Origin of the sequence: Lacunimicrobium album (genome assembly GCF_052161635.1) — a bacterium.
In the GTDB taxonomy this organism is placed as follows: domain Bacteria; phylum Planctomycetota; class Planctomycetia; order Planctomycetales; family Planctomycetaceae; genus SXPC01.
The window spans coordinates 5,192,387-5,209,267 of sequence record NZ_CP197413.1; the positions used below are offsets into that span (position 1 = coordinate 5,192,387).

18 protein-coding genes are annotated in these 16,881 nt (G+C 56.0%); 4 read left to right on the forward strand and 14 right to left on the reverse strand.

Annotation, left to right across the window (positions count from 1 at the left end):
* Positions 1 to 314 precede the first annotated feature (314 nt).
* The 3 genes from SH248x_RS20870 to trpD all read right to left on the reverse strand — a co-directional run bounded on the left by SH248x_RS20870 (position 315) and on the right by trpD (position 3,142).
* Positions 315 to 1,220: a hypothetical protein gene (locus SH248x_RS20870; protein ID WP_459556263.1), complete on the reverse strand. Its 906-nt coding sequence runs from the start codon at positions 1,218 to 1,220 to the stop codon at positions 315 to 317.
* 524 nt (positions 1,221 to 1,744) lie between these two features.
* Positions 1,745 to 2,089 carry a nucleoside triphosphate pyrophosphohydrolase family protein gene (locus SH248x_RS20875; protein WP_459556264.1) on the reverse strand — a complete coding sequence of 115 codons (345 nt, stop codon included), beginning with the start codon at positions 2,087 to 2,089 and terminating at the stop codon, positions 1,745 to 1,747.
* Between the two features lie 18 nt (positions 2,090 to 2,107).
* Positions 2,108 to 3,142 (reverse strand): anthranilate phosphoribosyltransferase, encoded by a 1,035-nt coding sequence (trpD, locus tag SH248x_RS20880; RefSeq protein WP_459556265.1) that lies wholly within the window; start codon positions 3,140 to 3,142, stop codon positions 2,108 to 2,110.
* Positions 3,143 to 3,408: 266 nt separating this feature from the next.
* On the opposite strand from trpD, the gene rpmA reads away from it, so the two are divergent.
* Complete coding sequence (gene rpmA, locus SH248x_RS20885) at positions 3,409 to 3,693, forward strand: 50S ribosomal protein L27 (protein ID WP_459556266.1); 285 nt, start codon at positions 3,409 to 3,411, stop codon at positions 3,691 to 3,693.
* 305 nt (positions 3,694 to 3,998) lie between these two features.
* Here rpmA and SH248x_RS20890 read toward each other — a convergent pair whose 3' ends face one another.
* From SH248x_RS20890 to trpC, 5 genes are all read right to left on the reverse strand, one after another.
* On the reverse strand, positions 3,999 to 4,667 hold the full coding sequence (locus tag SH248x_RS20890; protein ID WP_459556267.1) for a PepSY-associated TM helix domain-containing protein: 669 nt from the start codon (positions 4,665 to 4,667) through the stop codon (positions 3,999 to 4,001).
* 65 nt (positions 4,668 to 4,732) lie between these two features.
* Positions 4,733 to 5,647, reverse strand: a complete 915-nt coding sequence (locus tag SH248x_RS20895) for a DUF1559 family PulG-like putative transporter (protein ID WP_459556268.1) — start codon at positions 5,645 to 5,647, stop codon at positions 4,733 to 4,735.
* Positions 5,648 to 5,680: 33 nt separating this feature from the next.
* Positions 5,681 to 6,094, reverse strand: a complete 414-nt coding sequence (locus SH248x_RS20900) for a carboxypeptidase-like regulatory domain-containing protein (RefSeq protein WP_459556269.1) — start codon at positions 6,092 to 6,094, stop codon at positions 5,681 to 5,683.
* Positions 6,095 to 6,309: 215 nt separating this feature from the next.
* Positions 6,310 to 6,921, reverse strand: coding sequence for a phosphoesterase (locus SH248x_RS20905; protein WP_459556270.1), 612 nt, complete (start codon positions 6,919 to 6,921; stop codon positions 6,310 to 6,312).
* Between the two features lie 124 nt (positions 6,922 to 7,045).
* Complete coding sequence (gene trpC, locus SH248x_RS20910; protein ID WP_459556271.1) at positions 7,046 to 7,837, reverse strand: indole-3-glycerol phosphate synthase TrpC; 792 nt, start codon at positions 7,835 to 7,837, stop codon at positions 7,046 to 7,048.
* Positions 7,838 to 8,040: 203 nt separating this feature from the next.
* Between trpC and SH248x_RS20915 the strand changes: the two genes are divergently transcribed.
* Positions 8,041 to 8,841: a CPBP family intramembrane glutamic endopeptidase gene (locus SH248x_RS20915; RefSeq protein ID WP_459556272.1), complete on the forward strand. Its 801-nt coding sequence runs from the start codon at positions 8,041 to 8,043 to the stop codon at positions 8,839 to 8,841.
* A gap of 26 nt (positions 8,842 to 8,867) precedes the next feature.
* Here SH248x_RS20915 and SH248x_RS20920 read toward each other — a convergent pair whose 3' ends face one another.
* On the reverse strand, positions 8,868 to 9,137 hold the full coding sequence (locus tag SH248x_RS20920; RefSeq protein ID WP_459556273.1) for a hypothetical protein: 270 nt from the start codon (positions 9,135 to 9,137) through the stop codon (positions 8,868 to 8,870).
* Positions 9,138 to 9,531: 394 nt separating this feature from the next.
* On the opposite strand from SH248x_RS20920, the gene tyrS reads away from it, so the two are divergent.
* The gene (gene tyrS, locus SH248x_RS20925; protein WP_459556274.1) at positions 9,532 to 10,755 is read left to right on the forward strand and encodes a tyrosine--tRNA ligase; all 1,224 of its coding nucleotides are present in this window, start codon (positions 9,532 to 9,534) and stop codon (positions 10,753 to 10,755) included.
* Between the two features lie 61 nt (positions 10,756 to 10,816).
* On the opposite strand, the gene SH248x_RS20930 is transcribed toward tyrS, so the two are convergent.
* Together SH248x_RS20930 and SH248x_RS20935 are read right to left on the reverse strand one after the other, a co-directional pair.
* The gene (locus tag SH248x_RS20930) at positions 10,817 to 11,374 is read right to left on the reverse strand and encodes a DNA-3-methyladenine glycosylase I (RefSeq protein ID WP_459556275.1); all 558 of its coding nucleotides are present in this window, start codon (positions 11,372 to 11,374) and stop codon (positions 10,817 to 10,819) included.
* A 190-nt stretch (positions 11,375 to 11,564) separates the two neighbouring features.
* Complete coding sequence (locus tag SH248x_RS20935; RefSeq protein WP_459556276.1) at positions 11,565 to 12,632, reverse strand: ligase-associated DNA damage response exonuclease; 1,068 nt, start codon at positions 12,630 to 12,632, stop codon at positions 11,565 to 11,567.
* Positions 12,633 to 12,771: 139 nt separating this feature from the next.
* On the opposite strand from SH248x_RS20935, the gene SH248x_RS20940 reads away from it, so the two are divergent.
* Complete coding sequence (locus SH248x_RS20940) at positions 12,772 to 13,029, forward strand: hypothetical protein (RefSeq protein ID WP_459556277.1); 258 nt, start codon at positions 12,772 to 12,774, stop codon at positions 13,027 to 13,029.
* Positions 13,030 to 13,910: 881 nt separating this feature from the next.
* Here the strand turns inward: SH248x_RS20940 and SH248x_RS20945 are convergent.
* The 3 genes from SH248x_RS20945 to SH248x_RS20955 all read right to left on the reverse strand — a co-directional run bounded on the left by SH248x_RS20945 (position 13,911) and on the right by SH248x_RS20955 (position 16,868).
* Entirely contained in the window at positions 13,911 to 15,209 is a 1,299-nt protein-coding gene (locus SH248x_RS20945; RefSeq protein ID WP_459556278.1) for a glycoside hydrolase family 15 protein, read from the reverse strand.
* A gap of 285 nt (positions 15,210 to 15,494) precedes the next feature.
* Positions 15,495 to 16,160: a TVP38/TMEM64 family protein gene (locus SH248x_RS20950; RefSeq protein WP_459556279.1), complete on the reverse strand. Its 666-nt coding sequence runs from the start codon at positions 16,158 to 16,160 to the stop codon at positions 15,495 to 15,497.
* A 15-nt stretch (positions 16,161 to 16,175) separates the two neighbouring features.
* Positions 16,176 to 16,868: a hypothetical protein gene (locus tag SH248x_RS20955; RefSeq protein WP_459556280.1), complete on the reverse strand. Its 693-nt coding sequence runs from the start codon at positions 16,866 to 16,868 to the stop codon at positions 16,176 to 16,178.
* Between the last annotated feature and the right edge of the window lie 13 nt (positions 16,869 to 16,881).

Here is a 16,881-nt window from a genome sequence, read left to right on the forward strand (position 1 = left end):
CCATCCCTTCTCCCCCCGGGAGAAGGTGCCCAACGGGCGGATGAGGGCATCGCGCCAACAACCGACCTCAAACTCAACAAACTTCCGAGGGCAAACCACCACTCCATTCCGATGTCCCTTCTCCCCCGGGGAGAAGGTGGCGGCGCTTCGCCGACGGATGAGGGACCTCTGCGAATTGTCTAGCGTCCCCAACATCGTCCCTTCTCCCTTGAGGGGAGAAGGTGCCCGAAGGGCGGATGAGGGTGAGCGATAGGCGCCAACCGACTTCCAATTGCCTGGAAAACAGCAGGCCACAATCTCCCCCTCTCTCCCCCCTAAAAATACAACTGCCTCGTCACCACCAGCTTGTACCCATTCCGCTCCCGCTGCACGACATAATACGTCTTCCGAATATACTGCGGCTGTTTATTCGCATAACTAACTTCCAGCTGAGCCAGCTGCTGCTCGGTCTGCGCAGGATAAAAGTGAAACAAAGTCACCTTATCCAACTTGATCCCCGCCTTCTCAAACAACGCCAGATCCGCCTTCTGACGCTCCCCAGCCTGCCACGTCATGTAAAGCCGCTTCTCATCCGCCCCGCTCGTAACCGTCCTCGCTGTCGGACGCTCCGCCGTCAGATTCGACAGGTAAATCAGCTTCCCATCCCGCGTCAAAGCACCCAGCTCAATTCCAAAATACTCGAGCTGCGCCGCATACATCTCCGGCGAACTGTCATCCGCCCACCGAACCATCCAACGTGTCTCGCGAGGAAACCCTCTCTCACCATCCCCCTGTCCCCGAGCCCGTCGATTCCCCGTCCCCTCGATCCGCCCCGGCCGACCTCCCGTCGTGACTTCCTGGCGAAACTGATTCCCCGTCATCTCCGCCGCCTGATCCGACACTTCAACGACGTGATCCAGCATCTCCTCGATATTCGCCGATTCGTTCGTCGGCTGATCCACCATCGACGCATCCGCAGCCAGATCTTCACTCGACTGAATATCCAGCGACTCTTCCAGTGAGCCATCCGGCACCCCACCGGGCGACGGAACATACTCCACCGGCACCATCACCTGCATCGTCGGCGGCTTATGAAACAGCCACAGTCCATACAGCACAACCACAATCGCCACCAGAAAAAACAGCAACGTCTGCAGCGTCGACATGACCTGATCAAACAGCGAGACCTTCAACACAGGTCCAGACACAGAGACTCGATGCTTACGATTCGACTCAGCCATGAGTTCCCAACAGACGCGCGAAGTCCAGGCGAGGCGACGACAGGACCAGCGAACGAAAGCAAATAAAAAACATCAGAGAACAAGAAGGATGTGCCCCCCAAGTCTACCGAACACCACCCCCACTGCAAAAGCACAACCATAAACTTTCCAACAAGAATCATCTTCCGATCCTTCTCCCCCGGGGAGAAGGTGGCCGAGTCTTCGAGGTCGGATGAGGGACCTCTGCGAATTGAACAAAGCCAACATTACCGTCCCTTCTCCCCCCGGGAGAAGGTGCCCAACGGGCGGATGAGGGCATCGCGCCAACAACCGTTCTCAAACCCATTAAACTTCCGAGGGCAAACCACCACTCCATTCCGCTGCCCCTTCTCCCCCGAGGAGAAGGTGGCCGAGTCGAACCTAAGGTTCGCAAATAAATACAGTCGAGACCGGATGAGGGACCTCTGCGAATTGAATTCCACTCTCATATCCTAACCTCTTCCCTAACGCCTAGCGCCTACCGCCCAGCGCCTCCCTCCCCCCCGCTACGGCTTCATCTCCAACCCACAAACGCACTCCCCCTGACGACACTTCGGACACCCCTGCACATATTTCTTACCTACCGCCTGCTCCAGATTCACCCCCGTCATGTTCGCCAGCGTTACCAGCCACGCCAGCACATCCGCAAACTCCAGCTCCATCCGCTCGCGCTGTCTGGCAAGTTCCTCATCACCCGCCCCGCTGGCCTTCAGCTTGGCAAAACTCCGCAGATCCGCCGAAAGTTCTCCCACTTCCTCCATAAACCACATGAACGTCCCCTCGACCCCGCGCGCAGAGTCTTTATGGCCAAACATGCGTTCAATCACGTTTTGAAACTCGTCAATTCTCATACGTTTATTCCCCACAAATCAGCGTGTGTATCCCTCAGTCGCCGTCACCAGCTGCTGCAGCTTTTGAACAACCAGCCCCTGCGTAATCGCATCCTCCAGCATCGTGACTCCCTCCGTCAGGGATGCCACCTTCCCCGCCAGATACAACGCCGCCGCCCCGTTCGCCAGCACCATCCGCCTCGCCGCCCCCGCTTTCCCCTCCAACACATCTCGAATCACCTGCGCGCTCTCCGCAGGCCCCTCCACGACCAACTCCTCCGCCCGACATTCATCGAGCCCAAAGTCCGCCGCAGTCCACTGATGACGCTGAATCGTCCCGTCCATGACTTCATAAACAGATGTCGTTCCCCACAGCGCGACCTCATCCAGCTCATTATTCCCACACACGACAAAACACCGCGTCTTCGGACGATTCAGAATCGCCAGTGCCCCCGCCATCTTCTCGGCCAGCTCGTCTCGCCCCGTCCCGATCAGCTGAAACGACGCCCCCGCAGGATTCGTCAACGGCCCCAGCAGATTGAAGATCGTCCGAAATCCGAGCGCCTTCCTCACCGGCGCCACATGCTTCATCGCCTGATGAAACAGCGGCGCAAAACAGAATCCAATCCCGATCTCATCCACACAAGACGCCACCTGCTCAGGCGTCAGCTGAAGATTGACCCCCATCGCCTCCAGCACATCGGCCGACCCGCTCGAACTCGAAACACTCCGATTCCCATGTTTCGCCACCGGCACCCCACATGCCGCGACCGCGATCGCCACCGCTGTACTGATATTAAACGTCTTGAACCCATCCCCGCCCGTCCCGCAGGTATCGAGCACCCCACTCGCCTTCGTCGGGATCTTGCTCGCCCGGGCATACATCGCCTTCGCCGCCCCCGCGAGCTCCTCCGTCGTCTCCCCACGACACGCCAGCGCCGTCAGAAAAGCCGACGTCGTCACCTCGTCCGACTGACCCTCCATCAGGCTCCCGACCGCCAGTTCCATCGCCTCAGCCGTCGGCAGCGTCCCTTGAAGAAGCCCCAGCGTCACGTTTCTGACAGGATTGTCCATAGCGAACAAAGTCCTTAAATTGTTAAACGGACAGACATTCGGCGTCTCTGGATCAGTTGAAAAACTGCTCCAGCTCGGTTAAAATGCCCGTTTCGATCACACCGGGAAACAGGTGATTTTTCACCCTTACTCGTTACTGGTCAATACTTTACCGTTAAGCAGGCACTCTGTCAGGCGACCGCCGACCGATTCAGCCTCATCTCATAAAATTCTCCCATTCACCACGAGTGTAGTATTTACCTCGACTGAACCAGGACGACACTGCCATGGCACATAAGAAGGGACAGGGTTCAACCCGCAACGGACGCGATTCACGCGCACAACGTCTCGGAATCAAAAAATTCGGCGGCGAAGCAGTCATCGCCGGTAACATCCTGGTCCGCCAGTGCGGCACCAAATGGCGCCCAGGCCGCAACGTCGGTCTCGGCCGCGACTACACCATCTTCGCTCTCAAGGACGGTCGCGTCTACTTCGATCAAGAAGGCCGCCGCATTAACATCCTGACCGAAGCAGAAGCCGCCAAAAAAGCCGCCGTCGCCGCCGCCAACTAACCCGGCCCGCGAACAAACAACACAAAAAAAGACCTGCCATAAAGCAGGTCTTTTTTCATGCGCTCTGAAGGCGAGCGGGGGGTGTCAACCCCCTGTCCCCTGTGCACCTGCAACCACCACCACATCAAATACGCCCTCTGCCCCTGCCGCCCTATTTTGTCTTTTAAGCCAGCGCGACCCCAAGCCCCGTGCCATGCTCACAGCTTTGGGTGAGCATGCTGTTGGAGCGCCCAGAACATGCTTGCTCAAAGCCGCAAGCATGGCACGTTGAGAAGGAACCTTGCGGGGTATAGCAGAATCGCCGCTCACACCTCAGTAGAAACAGCCTGCGAAACAACCGCCCGTCGCGAAGCAGGCATCCCCCCGTTCGCTTTCCGCTGCTTCTGCGATTTTCGCTTCCGCAGATAAGGCACGCCCCACAGATAAATCCCTGTGACAGTCAGCGCAATGATCGTCAAGCTGGTCAAATCGACCACCAGCCTCCCGCCCGCTCCGAAGAACTTGCCCGTGTGCAAATCTTCAATAATCTTGGCCCAGTTCAGCGAAGCGGTTTTGGTTTCACCGTCCTGACCGGGAGTCAGTTTGACGCCATACTTGGATCGCATCTCGCCCGTATGGGCATCAATGATGATTTCCTGCCCCTTGCCCTGGACGACCTTGTAAATCAAATCGCCATGCTCATCTTTGAGCTCGATCTTCTCCAGAGGCGAATCCCCAAAGTGGTCGCGAGCTTTTTGCATCGCCGCATCGAATGTCACAGGGATCGTACTCAGATCCGTCGTCGACGCCAGCAGCCCCGATGGCCGCGCCTTCTCTTCCTTGCCAAAGAACAGGTCTTTGTGATTCAGCATGATCCCCGTGATGGCCACCACAATGATAAACCCGGAAAGAAACAATCCTCCCCAGGAATGCCACTCGCGAAACTTGATCAACAGCCAGTTCTTGTTCGGGCGAGGAGTCGCAGAATCAATCATCTCTCAGCTCTTTCAACTCGACACGAAACGGTCATAATTCCGAAGATTCAATATGGTACTGCGACTTAGAACTCACCAACAGTTTCGCCGTTATTGCGAGTCAAAATCGCGATGAAAATCTGAGGCGCGAGGCTTTCGCTCAGGAATCGGACCGAACCGTCACCAAACCCGCCGAATGAACCGCCAGAGTGAAATGAATACACACCCTGATCGTTGCAGCAGTTGATCGAACAGGATCCGACTCCCACTGTACAGCCGCCCGGGACACGCATCTTCGGGTCGAAGCCCGTCGCATGACTGGCCCACCCAGTTTTGATGTTGGTTCCTGTTGAAAGTTGGCCATCTCCCCAGATCTCAGGCTTTCCTGCACATTCCAGATACATCACGGTATTGGACAGTCCATCCAGAGTCTTCTTCAGGTTGTTCGGCGTCTTCGATTTCTTGGTCATGATCGACTCCGAATCGCTGATGATCATCCCGAAAGTCGATTCCACATAGCTCTTCTCAGTATTGCCAACCCCGCTCGGCGCCATGTAATCACACGTCGCAGCCTCGAAGCTGACGCCACCTTCCGTTCCACTAAACATCCGGTTTTGAACAGGAGTCGTCGGACAGGCAAACGTCGGCAGAATCGTCTTCACAACTTCCTGGTTGGCTGGCTGATACCAGTCGGTGCTCCAGTCATAACGGTCATAAAGGGCCGATTGCTCGATATACGGAAGAATCTGTGCCCCAGGCCCAACCTTCTTTGTGTTCGTCTCATTGAGCCTGTCGCCATAAGGCAGATAGCCGTGCGCTGACTCAAAATTGTGGTGAGCCAGCACGATCTGCTTCAAATTATTACGACATTGAGATTTGCGTGCTGCCTCACGCGCCTGCTGCACGGCTGGTAGCAGAATCGAAACAAGCACCGCAATAATCGCGATCACGACCAGCAGTTCAATCAGCGTAAAACCAGCAGGAGTGGCGACGCGAGTCATCTTCTGAGATCGTGAATGCATAGTTGGCCCTGATTAGTTCTTTAATTCGAATTTGTGTGTCGAAGGGCTGCCTTCGCTCACTTCGATTTCAATCGGCGATGTTTTGGGACTGGCAAATTTCTCAGGAAGCAGGTTCGGGGCATCGTTCAATTGCTCCGCAGCTGGCCTCCAGGTGAACGTGACTTTGTATTTGCCCGGAAGAGCACCATCACCCGCCAGTTTCGTCCCAGCCGCGAATGTCCCATCATCGTTGACAACCGCCACAGGCACCCAGCCCGGCCCGTCAAACTGCGGATGAAACGTGACCTCAGCCTTCGGAATCGGTTTGCCATTGAAGCGGACCGTCCCAGTCACCGATTGAAAAACCGGTTCTTCCGGCGTTCGACCGCAACCAGCAGCCCCAAGCATTCCCAGCATCAGCAGTGATATTGCAAATCGCATTTTCATCAACTGATCTGTACTTGCTCGTCTTAGTCAAGATGGATGACATTGAGACCGCGTCTCAGCCAAAATCTTAGCCGATTTGTGTCGAGAAATCAATTAAACTGGTGATTAGCTATAAACTATTTATGTGTAAGCATTTAGGGGAGGGTTGTCGCTAGTGTTGGCATCGACAACCGCCCACAATTCATCCCCGATAACGTATCATCAACGAGCAGCAGCTATCTTTGCGAAGCCAGATAATCAATACAAATCTGCGACCACGTCTCAAACTCCTCCCGCTGTTCCACCAGCTCCGCAACCGTCGCAAACCCCGGCAGCTGCATCGACGCCTCCCGTGGCTCAATGCGTGGCTCTTCAATCTGGATGACGTGAACGACCCCCAGGTGAACCTTGCCAACTTCCGTCAGGTCGTCATTGATCAGCCCGACGAGCTTGTTGGAAATCACACGCGCGGTCGAAACTTCTTCCTCCAACTCCCGCTTCATCCCTTCCTGATAAGGATGGTCGGTCTTACCCACGTCCGCCGACGAAATGTGCCCACCGACCCCAATGCTCCGCTTACTCTTCAAACGAGCTTCCCCACCCGCTTTGCCCCGCGTGTAGAAAAAGTACTTCCCGCCACACGTAAACAGACAGTACGGAATCAACTGCTTAAACGACGAATCCTGCTCCATCTCAGGCCGAGGCCGATAACTGATCTGCTCAGGATCCAGCAGCTTCGCCAAAGACGCCCCATCTTCTTCTTGAAACCCCTGAAAATAGCCAATCTCGTGAAACAACGACGTCGGAATCACCAGAATCTGCTCAACTTCCTGAACCACATCTGCCATGATTAATTCTCCTATAATTCTGTTGTTTTTCTGTCCCTTCTCCCCCGGGGAGAAGGTGGCCGAGTCTTCGAGGTCGGATGAGGGATCTCTGCGAATTTAATTAACGTAAACTAAACCCCCCGCTTCACCGCCCCAGCAACTCCCGAATCTTCCCACCCATATCATCACTCCGCATCAGCGTCTCCCCAATCAGCAGCCCGCCCACGCCCGCCGCTTGAAGTCGCTCCACATCGGCTCGCGTACGAATCCCACTCTCGCTGATCAACAACACCCCCTCAGGCAGCCTCTTCGCCAGCGACATGGAATGTTCAAGGTCCGTCACGAAGGTTCGCAGATTGCGGTTATTGACCCCAATCACACCGGGATTCAGCTTGAGAACCCGTTCCAGATTGTCCGGCTCGTAAATCTCGATCAGCGAATCCAGTCCCAGGCTCGCAGCGAAGTGATAAAGGTCAGTCATCGTCTCATCGTCAAGGCATTCCGCAATCAGCAGTATCGCATCCGCCCCAGCCGCCCTCGCCTGCAGCACCTGATAGCGATCCAGAATGAAGTCCTTACGAATCACCGGAATCTCGACAACCTGCCGAACCGCTTTGAGATCCTCGAGTGACCCTTGAAAGTACGTCTCATCTGTCAACACACTCAAACAGCTCGCACCAGTCGCAGCATACTCTCGAGCAATCTTCTGAGGCTCAAACACCTCGCGAATCAGCCCGACAGACGGCGATGCCTTTTTGACTTCCGCAATCAGGCTCATCCCGAATCTGGCGTAATCATTCTTCAACGCAGCGATAAAGCCACGCGTCGCCGGCGTCTGGGCAATACGTGCCTCTAACTCACCCGCGCTCACCAGCAATTGATCGCGCACGATCTCGTCACGCTTGGTCGCCACGATTTTGTTCAATAGATCCGACAACTCAAACCCATCCCGTAGCAGACATTGTGATGAAATCGACTATGCATTCCGCCGCACGTTCTGACAGCGTCATTTGCCATCAGGATCACGTTGTTCATTGGTCCCGGCAGGACTTTGGCTTATAGTGATGTTTCCAACCCGTCAACGCAAGCCACCCGCCCGGCCACAGCGAAACGACACCGCCACACGACAAAGTCACCTGCATGCTCATTGCTTATCTGATTATTGCCCTGATTTTTGTCAGTTCGGCTGCCTGGTACCGCCTCATCCGCAAACCATCCGAAGTCTCACTGACCCACCGAGTCCCCCGAGGCCTCGCCCCTAAGCCTTTTCTGGCCGTCATCGTCACCCTGCTTCTGATCATGCTGGGACTATCGACCCTCTTCTCCAAGCCTCCCTCCGTCCAGCAGGTCGACCTTCGAACCCTCGCCGCCGCCAACCTGCAAAGCGCCCTCGTCGCCATCGTTCTGCTCGGCCTCTTGAAAATCTCGATCGACCGATTCGTACGCCTCGAAGAATATGGCATCAAAGAAGAAAAGTTCAGCTCCCAGTTAAAAGACGGCCTCCTCGGCTTCCTCCTGGCCATCATCCCCGTCACCCTCTTTCGGGCGTTCACGCTCCCGTTTCTTAACGAAGACGAACTGCATCCGCTGATCCGACTGATTAAAGACTCCGGCGATATCACCATCTGGGCTCACGTGATCTTCGCCGCCGTCATCATCGCCCCCATTCTCGAAGAACTGATGTATCGAGTCATTCTACAAGGCTGGCTCAGGACATTCCTGTCCCCCAATCCTGCGATCCTGATCACCGCATTGATCTTCAGCGGCATGCACGGCTTTCCAGCCGTCATCGCACTTTTCCCATTAGCCATCATTCTAGGCTACATCTACGAAGTCCGTCACAGCTACTTCGCCTGCGTCACAACGCACATGCTCTTCAACGGCGTCAACCTGCTCATGATCCTGATCTCACCCGACCAGCCCGTCGCCCCCGGCAATTAATTCCGCTCCAGGATCAAGTCCTCAGATCACATCCGCGGATCGTGAAGGTCCGGCGTATAGGCAACTTCCAGTTCAGCCGACAGCGTTTCATCAAATCCGATGCGACGCATGCTCTCTCCATCCAGCTCATCCAGATGGTCAGTCCTGGCAAGGCGATCATTGAGCTCTTTAGCCCACACGCTGATTCTCTTGTTCTCGTACTCCATGACCTGATGCCGCAGGGCAATACTGGCCAGGAAGGCACTCGCAACACATCCCACGTACAGCAACAGCAGCGGGCAAAGCTTTTTTAACATGGCGACATCTCCGGATGGCAAAAATCCTCAAGAGCGGATTGTCAGACTATGCACAAAAATCCCGGATGGCAATGCGATTTTCTGCATAATTGAGTGGCATCAATAATTCCATAACTGTTTGAAATCAATGAATTTGCAAACGTGTGTTGTGTTGGCGACAATAGACTCAGTCATTGCGAAATAATCTGCAGTCGTTCCTGCTAAAAATAATCAAGTGTTGATGTCTTATCGTTTGCCTCATCAGCGATTTGCGTGGCACATTCATTCTCTGACCACGCCCGAACTTGTCCCGCCGTCCTTTGTCGTTTAGTCTCACCCCACAAGAGGAGATGTCTCCACCACACAAATTGTTCCCTCTCTCCTCCGTTTTCTGCCGATCTGGAAAGACGACAACGTGCCTGCTTTTCCTCCCGTCGAAGACCAACTCGCCATCATCCGCCGCGGCATCGAGAAGATCGTTCCCGAAGCCGAGCTCGCTGAAAAACTCAAAAAGTCTTACGACACCGGTAAACCACTCCGCATCAAATACGGCATCGACCCCACCGCCGCCGACGTCCACCTCGGCCACACCGTCCCGCTCCGCAAGATGCGACAGTTCCAGGAACTCGGCCACCAGGCCGTCATCATCATCGGCAACTACACCGCCATGGTCGGCGACCCCTCCGGCAGAGACGAAGCCCGCACCAAGAAGTTCACCGAAGAAGAAGTCGAGAAGAACGCCCAGACCTACCTGCAACAGGTCGGCAAGGTCATCGACCTCTCCCAGGCAGAAGTCCACCGCAACGGCGACTGGTTCTCCACCATGTCCTTCGCCGAACTCCTCATGCTCTGCGGCCGCGTCACGATCGCCCAGTTGCTGACTCGCGAAGACTTCGCCAAGCGCTACAAGGAAGAAGTCCCCATCTTCCTGCACGAATGCCTCTACCCCATCATGCAGGCCTGGGACTCCGTCAAGATCCAGGCCGACGTCGAACTCGGCGGCACCGAACAGCTCTACTCCTTCATGCTCGCCCGTGACCTGCAGAAGATGGAGAACATGCCCCAGCAGATCGCCGTCATGTCGCCGATCCTCGTCGGCCTCGATGGTCACCGCCGCATGGGCAAATCACTCGGCAACTACATCGGCATCTCCGAACCCGCCTACGAGATGATGAAGAAGTTCATGCAGCTTCCCGACAACGTGCTGCCCATGTACTTCGAACTCCTGACCAACATGTCCATGGAAGACGCCGCCGCGCTCATCGCCTCTCACCCCAAGAACGCGAAAGTCGAACTCGCCAAACGCGTCATGACCGACTACCACAACGCCGAAGAAGCCCAGGAAGCCGCCGACCGCTGGCAAAACGAAATCGGCGGCTCAGCCCTCCCCACCGACATCCCCGACGTCACCCTGCAACCAGACCTGCTGACCAACGGCAAGATCAACGCCGTCGACCTCCTGGCCGCCTTGAACCTCGTCCCCAGCAAAAGCGAAGCCCGTCGCCTCATCCAGGGCGGCGGCGTCAAACTCGGCGAAGACAAACAAAAAGTCGACTCTCACGACCAGCTCATCGAAGTCAAAACCGGCCTACTCATCTTCGCCGGCAAAAAGAAATACTGCCGAATCATTCTGAATTAGGCGAGCGGGGGGTGTCAACCCCCTGTCTTTCTCTTCTCTCCTTCGTCACCCCACACAACCATCAAACCACGCCCCGCCGAAAACACTCCAACGAGTGATCATTCACAATCCCCACCGCCTGCATCCACGCATACACGATCGTCGGCCCGACAAACTTGAACCCTCGCTTCTTCATGTCCTTCGAGATCGTCTCCGACAACGGCGACGTCGCGATCCACGTCTTCCCATCACTGACAATCGTCTTCCCCTCGGTAAACGACCAGCAATACTCCTCGAACGACTCCCCTCGCTCCTTCATCTCACAATAAATCTGCGCCCCTTTGATCGTCGCTTCAATCTTCGCCCGAGCGCGAATGATCCCCGGATTCTCCATCAGCGTTAAAATCTTCTTCTCATCAAACCGCGCAACCTTCGCAGGCTCAAAGTTCGCAAACGCCTTCCGAAACGCCTCCCGCTTCCGCAACACCACAATCCACGCCAACCCCGCCTGAAACCCCTCCAGCATCAACGTCTCCCACAACACCCGCGAATCCCGCTCCGCCACCCCCCACTCTTCATCGTGGTATGTCTGCATCAACTCATCATTCCCCGCCCACGAACAACGACTCAGACTCTTCATCTCCGTGATCCTTCTTTCGATTTCAAGCTCCACAACTCGATGTGAAGATTAACTCAAAATACCCAGAGCGGGAATCGAACCCATGCGCACCATCACGGTCCCGAGATTTTAACTACCGTGCATCTCCCTGTTCTGCTGACGCGATGCTGGCTCGATTCGACAATCACGGCCTAGATATTCGCATTAAAGTTCACGACTCCGCACTTCCCACCTCTGCTTCCCCCTCCGTGTCCTCTGTGACCTCTGTGGCTAAATCTTCCTCCGCCCCCGCATCCAACCGCTCCCCCGTGAACCGCGTCTGAAGCACCTGCGCGTTATACCCCTGCGTATTCAACCACTGCGTCATTTGCGCGGTATACCCATGCGTCACATAAATATTCTCCGCCCCCGTCGCCTTGATCGCCTCCAGCAGCCCCGGCCAGTCCGCATGGTCCGAGAGCACAAACCCCCGATCAACCGCCTTCCGACGACGTGTCCCGCGAATCATCATCCACCCCGACGCAAACCCCGTCGAGATCTCCCCGAACTTCCGCAACCACACCGACCCCTGCGCCGCAGGCGGAGCGACGACCAGCGCCCGCTTCCACGCCTTCCTCTGCTCCCCGCGCCCCGCATACTCCGTCTCCGGCATCGTCACCCCCGAAGCCCGATACGCCGCATTCAACGTCTCGACCGCCCCATGACAAAAAATCGGCCCCAGCCCCGCATCAATCCCCGTCAAAACTCGTTGCGCCTTCCCCAGCGAATACGCAAAAATCACGCTCGTCCGATCCTCCGCCTGATTCTCCAGCCACCACTGATTGACCTCCTTGAAAACCTCCTTCGGCTCCGGCCAGCGATAGATCGGCATCCCGAACGTCGACTCCGTAATGAAGTGGTGACACTTCACCGGCTCAAACGGCTTGCACGTCGGGTCACGATGAATCTTGTAATCCCCCGACGCCACCCAGACATGCCCACCATGCTCAACCCGCACCTGAGCTGACCCCAGCACATGCCCCGCCGGATGCAACGACACCCGCACCCCGTTGATCACAATCTGCTCGCCATACCTCAACGACTGCAGATCAATCTCCTTCCCCAGCCGGGTCCGCATTAGATGCTCACCATCCTTGGCCGCCAGGTACTTCTTGCACCCCCACCTCGCATGATCCCCATGCGCATGCGTAATCACCGCCTTAGGCACAGACACCCAGGGATCAATATAAAAATCCCCAGCCGGACAATACAAACCCTGCGCAGTCGTCGTTAATAGCATCCAGCTATTATCAACCCTGATTCAATTGAGACAATGTTACCGACTGGACTTTCACAAAAATTGACATTCCAATGATCCTGCAGCATGATGTCGACGTTCGTCTCAGAGTTGGCTCAACCCTTTTAGAATCGCAACGATCATGCGCGACTTCGACCTCAATCCCGGCGGCATTATCATCGGCCTCGCTCTCGGAGGTGCCGGCGCATGGTTCGTGTTCTCCCGCGTCGGCAACAACCCAGTCGACCCTGACATCATTCGCTATTTGGTCATTTTCGCTCTCATCGGCGGAGCCATCGCCGGCAACTACCTCTGGGGCCTCCTCTTCCCACCGCCCGCCGATGCGACCCCCAGCCAAACCACAGACGTACCTTCCAGTGACGACATCCAAAACGTCTGAAAAACACTCGCTTCCCCCTACTCACGCAAAACCTGTTTTTCAGACTGCCCGTCTTAAAAGTCCCTCCCAAAAATCACGCACCCCCAACCCCCTTCCCCTCAACACCTTCCACCAACTCCCTCCCCACCAACTTCGCATTCACGCTGTCTATCAACCCCTCTGCGCGCAACACTTCCCGGTAGAGTAGAGAGCCAAGTGAAGTGCAAACCCATAACTCCCTTCTCCCCCCGGGAGAAGGTGCCCGAAGGGCGGATGAGGGCATCGCGCCAACAAGCCATCTAGAAATTCAAAAGACATCAAAAGGCAAAATCCCGCCCCATTCCGGTCGTCCCTTCTCCCCCCGGGAGAAGGTGGCCGAGTCTTCGAGGCCGGATGAGGGACCTCTGCGAATTTCGCAACACCTACATCCGCTCGTTACACCGTCAACGGCTCCGTCTTTCGTCCCTTCTCCCTTGAGGGGAGAAGGTGCCCGAAGGGCGGATGAGGGTGAGCGCTAGGCACCAACAGACTCCCAACACCAAAACCACCCCCAGGCAGTATTCAGACCAAGCCCTAAGCCCCAGCCCCCAAGCCCTACAACCCCAGTTCGGAACCAACGTCCCATGCCCGCGACTCTCCTTTACTGCCGACAACGCAAGTCTCCCAAAGACTCGCAACCCCGGCCAGGATATCCCAGGCATGGCCTTTACCAACCCCAACCCCCAGCATCATCGGACCGACGAGGCAGCCCCTCGTCGTGAACACTGTTCTTCAGCGGTGGAACCAGAAAACAGCAGCCAGTGCCAAGGACGCCTTCAACAGCCTCCGCTCCGATGTGACCACCAACCATGCAAGCAGTCGCAAAACCAAACCGTTCCGAACTGGTCTTTTACAACCCGTCTTTACCCCGCAACCGTTCGCTTCATCTGCTCCAGCGCGATCCGGAGATTTCCGTGCGTCCACAGCAGCGGCGTGATGTCATTCGGGATGAACTTGCCGTGCTCCAGGAAGTAAGACTCGGGCCCCATCATCTCCCCCCAGGGACATTCCGGGCTGGTCAGCTGCGACAGCGACCGGTGGAAGTGATACAGCTGATGTGCCTTGTCAGCCGGGTCTTTCGTCTGCAGATACCAACGGCCATAGATCGTCGAGATGATCGAATCGAAGATGCACCACTGCGCCTCTTCCCCTTCGCGCCACAGCATATCGCGTGTCAGCATGTCATCCACGAACTCCGTCGTGCGTCGTTCCGGGCTCAGTTTGTCTTTATAGTCAGCGCACCAGTAAGAATCGCCAAGATAGCGTTTGATACCGTAGTCCCCCATCAGGTTCGACGTCACATCACTGACGATCTGACGAGCCATCGACTCATCGACAACTTCGAACGGATAGACCAGGAACAGCAGGGCCGAATCATATCGCCGTCGAATTGTGTCATCGTCCTGAATGCATTCCGAAGGCAAGATCTCATCAAGAGCCGATTGCCCCGCATTAACCATCTCGGTCAGAACGTCGCGTTGCAGGCCTTTCGATTCCCCAATCGTCTCAATCACCTTCAGCCACAACTTCATCCCCGCCAGCACGACACCGACACTCGATGCCTCGATCTTGCGTGCCTCTTCCCAGTGACCGCTGTCCTGATCCTGCCAGTACTTGATCGCCTGCAGGTAAAGAACAATCTTCCCCGCGACATGCAGCAAGTTAGCCGAGGGCTCCATCTTGCCTTCATGCACCATCCGGGCCAGCATCCACAAGAGAAACCCGAGGGCGTCATTCTGAGCATGAGCCCATTTCTCAGGCAGTTCAGCCAACGCAGTTCCATCGAACCGAATATGCGGCCGATTCTGCGGCACATCCACATCGACTTTCCCCGCAATGCAGTCATCAAATCGCTGCGAGTACTTCTCATAAAACTTCACGAACGCTTCGAGATTCTCGATCACAATGTCGAGCTTCCCGATCTCGTAGTGAGCATTGGCAATGTGCATGTTGTCGCGCAGCCAGACGTTCTGATAGCCGGTGTAGCCCAGCTCGGGCTGCAGCGCCAGAGCAGCCGGGAACAAGCCGTTCCCCAGGCGCGGAAACGAAAACGTCTTCGATTCAATCAGCAGCGTTTCGATTTTCGAAAGGTCATCCGCCGTGTAATCAGAACGAGTGAGTTCCGCGATGCGGGGATTGTGGTAATGAATCGTTCGACTCATGGGGAGAGAGGCTCCATCACAGGAAGACTTCAGAGGCTTCGCATGCCAGGGGGGATGATAATTTAATGAATACGAATGAGAGCAAAGCGCCCACCCTCATCCGCCCTTCGGGCACCTTCTCCCCTCAAGGGAGAAGGGACGGAGGACGGGAACGTTGACGGCTTCAAGGGGTGATGTGGGCTTTACGAACTTCGCAGAGATCCCTCATCCGACCTCGAAGACTCGGCCACCTTCTCCCCGGGGGAGAAGGGTCAGAGGAGGCGTAGTCCGCGCGAGGATAGCAGGTTACAGGACCTCTGTCGAATCGACTTTCTCACTGATCACGGGCTGCTTTCCGAACAACCAGCGTTTGGCTGCCAGTGTCGCCAGAACAGGGAAGATGATCGACGCAATGAGTGTGAAGGCCATCGATTGAGATGATCCAAACATGGCGCCAAAACCGGCATAAATCAGGGAGACGACGAGATTGGAAAGTAGAAACACAGGCACGAATCGGCGAGCGTTCATGTTCGTTGCGCCCAGGAGAAACACAACCGGCTCTGCCAGCAGCGGCAGGCCGCGCGTCAGTGGGATCGCCCAGAGTCCATACCGCTCATTGAAGTCGACGATCGAGTCTCGCTCCTTCGCTGATGTCAATCGATGCAGGATCGGCTCACCGAACAGCCGGGCGAGTCCGAAACCGGCCAGCCCACCGATCGTCATTCCCAGAAACGACGCCAGCGTCGCCAGAAAGACCCCCATCGTTGCACCGGCGTATGTCGTGATCGCGGATGAGGGAACGGGAAGAAAGATATCGACAGCCATCAAAGCCGCCACAATGGCAAACCGAGTCGATGTCGGCCAATCCGCCTGAACAGACTCGCTGAGGCGTTGTTCAAATTGATCACCCAGAAGCAGAAAGGGAATAAGCGGAATAAGAATCGTCAGAAGAAACAGGACGACGAGTTTCATCGCAAGAAGACCTGTTCAACCAGCATAACGATATGACACCGTTTGAATCGTGGCTTCCACAGAATCATTGATTAAAAGCTCCGGAGCCGCGGCTTCGACCAGTTCATAACCTGCTTCGAGGACGCCGATTGTCTGGGAAGGCAACTCGGTCAGGCGGACTCGCTTCATCACCTGATTGAGGCGGAAGAGGAGTCGGTCAAACTGAAGATAGTCTTCGAGGAAGCGTTCCTTCTGAAAGATCTCGACAAACCAGGCGAGGTTCTCTGTTTCACGCGGGCCGAGGAGGTTGACGCAGGACTGGATCGTGTGAGGTTCCAGCTGTGACATCTGGTCGTAGTAATGCTCGATGAGCCCGGGCGTGCGGAGCATCAGAACGCGGTCGAGGAGAAGTTCTGTCACGATATGTCCAAGGAAGCCCGGACGGAACCCGTCATTCAAGCCGGGAAGTTCACGGAAGAGTCGGCCCAGCTGGCTGGAGAGGATGATGAACGATTCTTTCTCGTGGAACGTCTGATCGTCTTCGAGGTGTTGAAGAATCCCTTTGCCGAGTTGAAGCACTTCACCCGATGCGTTTTCCAGTTTGACCAGCAGGCTCTTCGAACGCATGCGTACGCCGCGATCAGCGACGGACAACCAGTCGGGCACAGCTGTGCCAGCCAGGAACATCGGATCATCAAGAAAGCGATAGCCGTGAGACAGGTAATTCATGATGTGCTGGTCC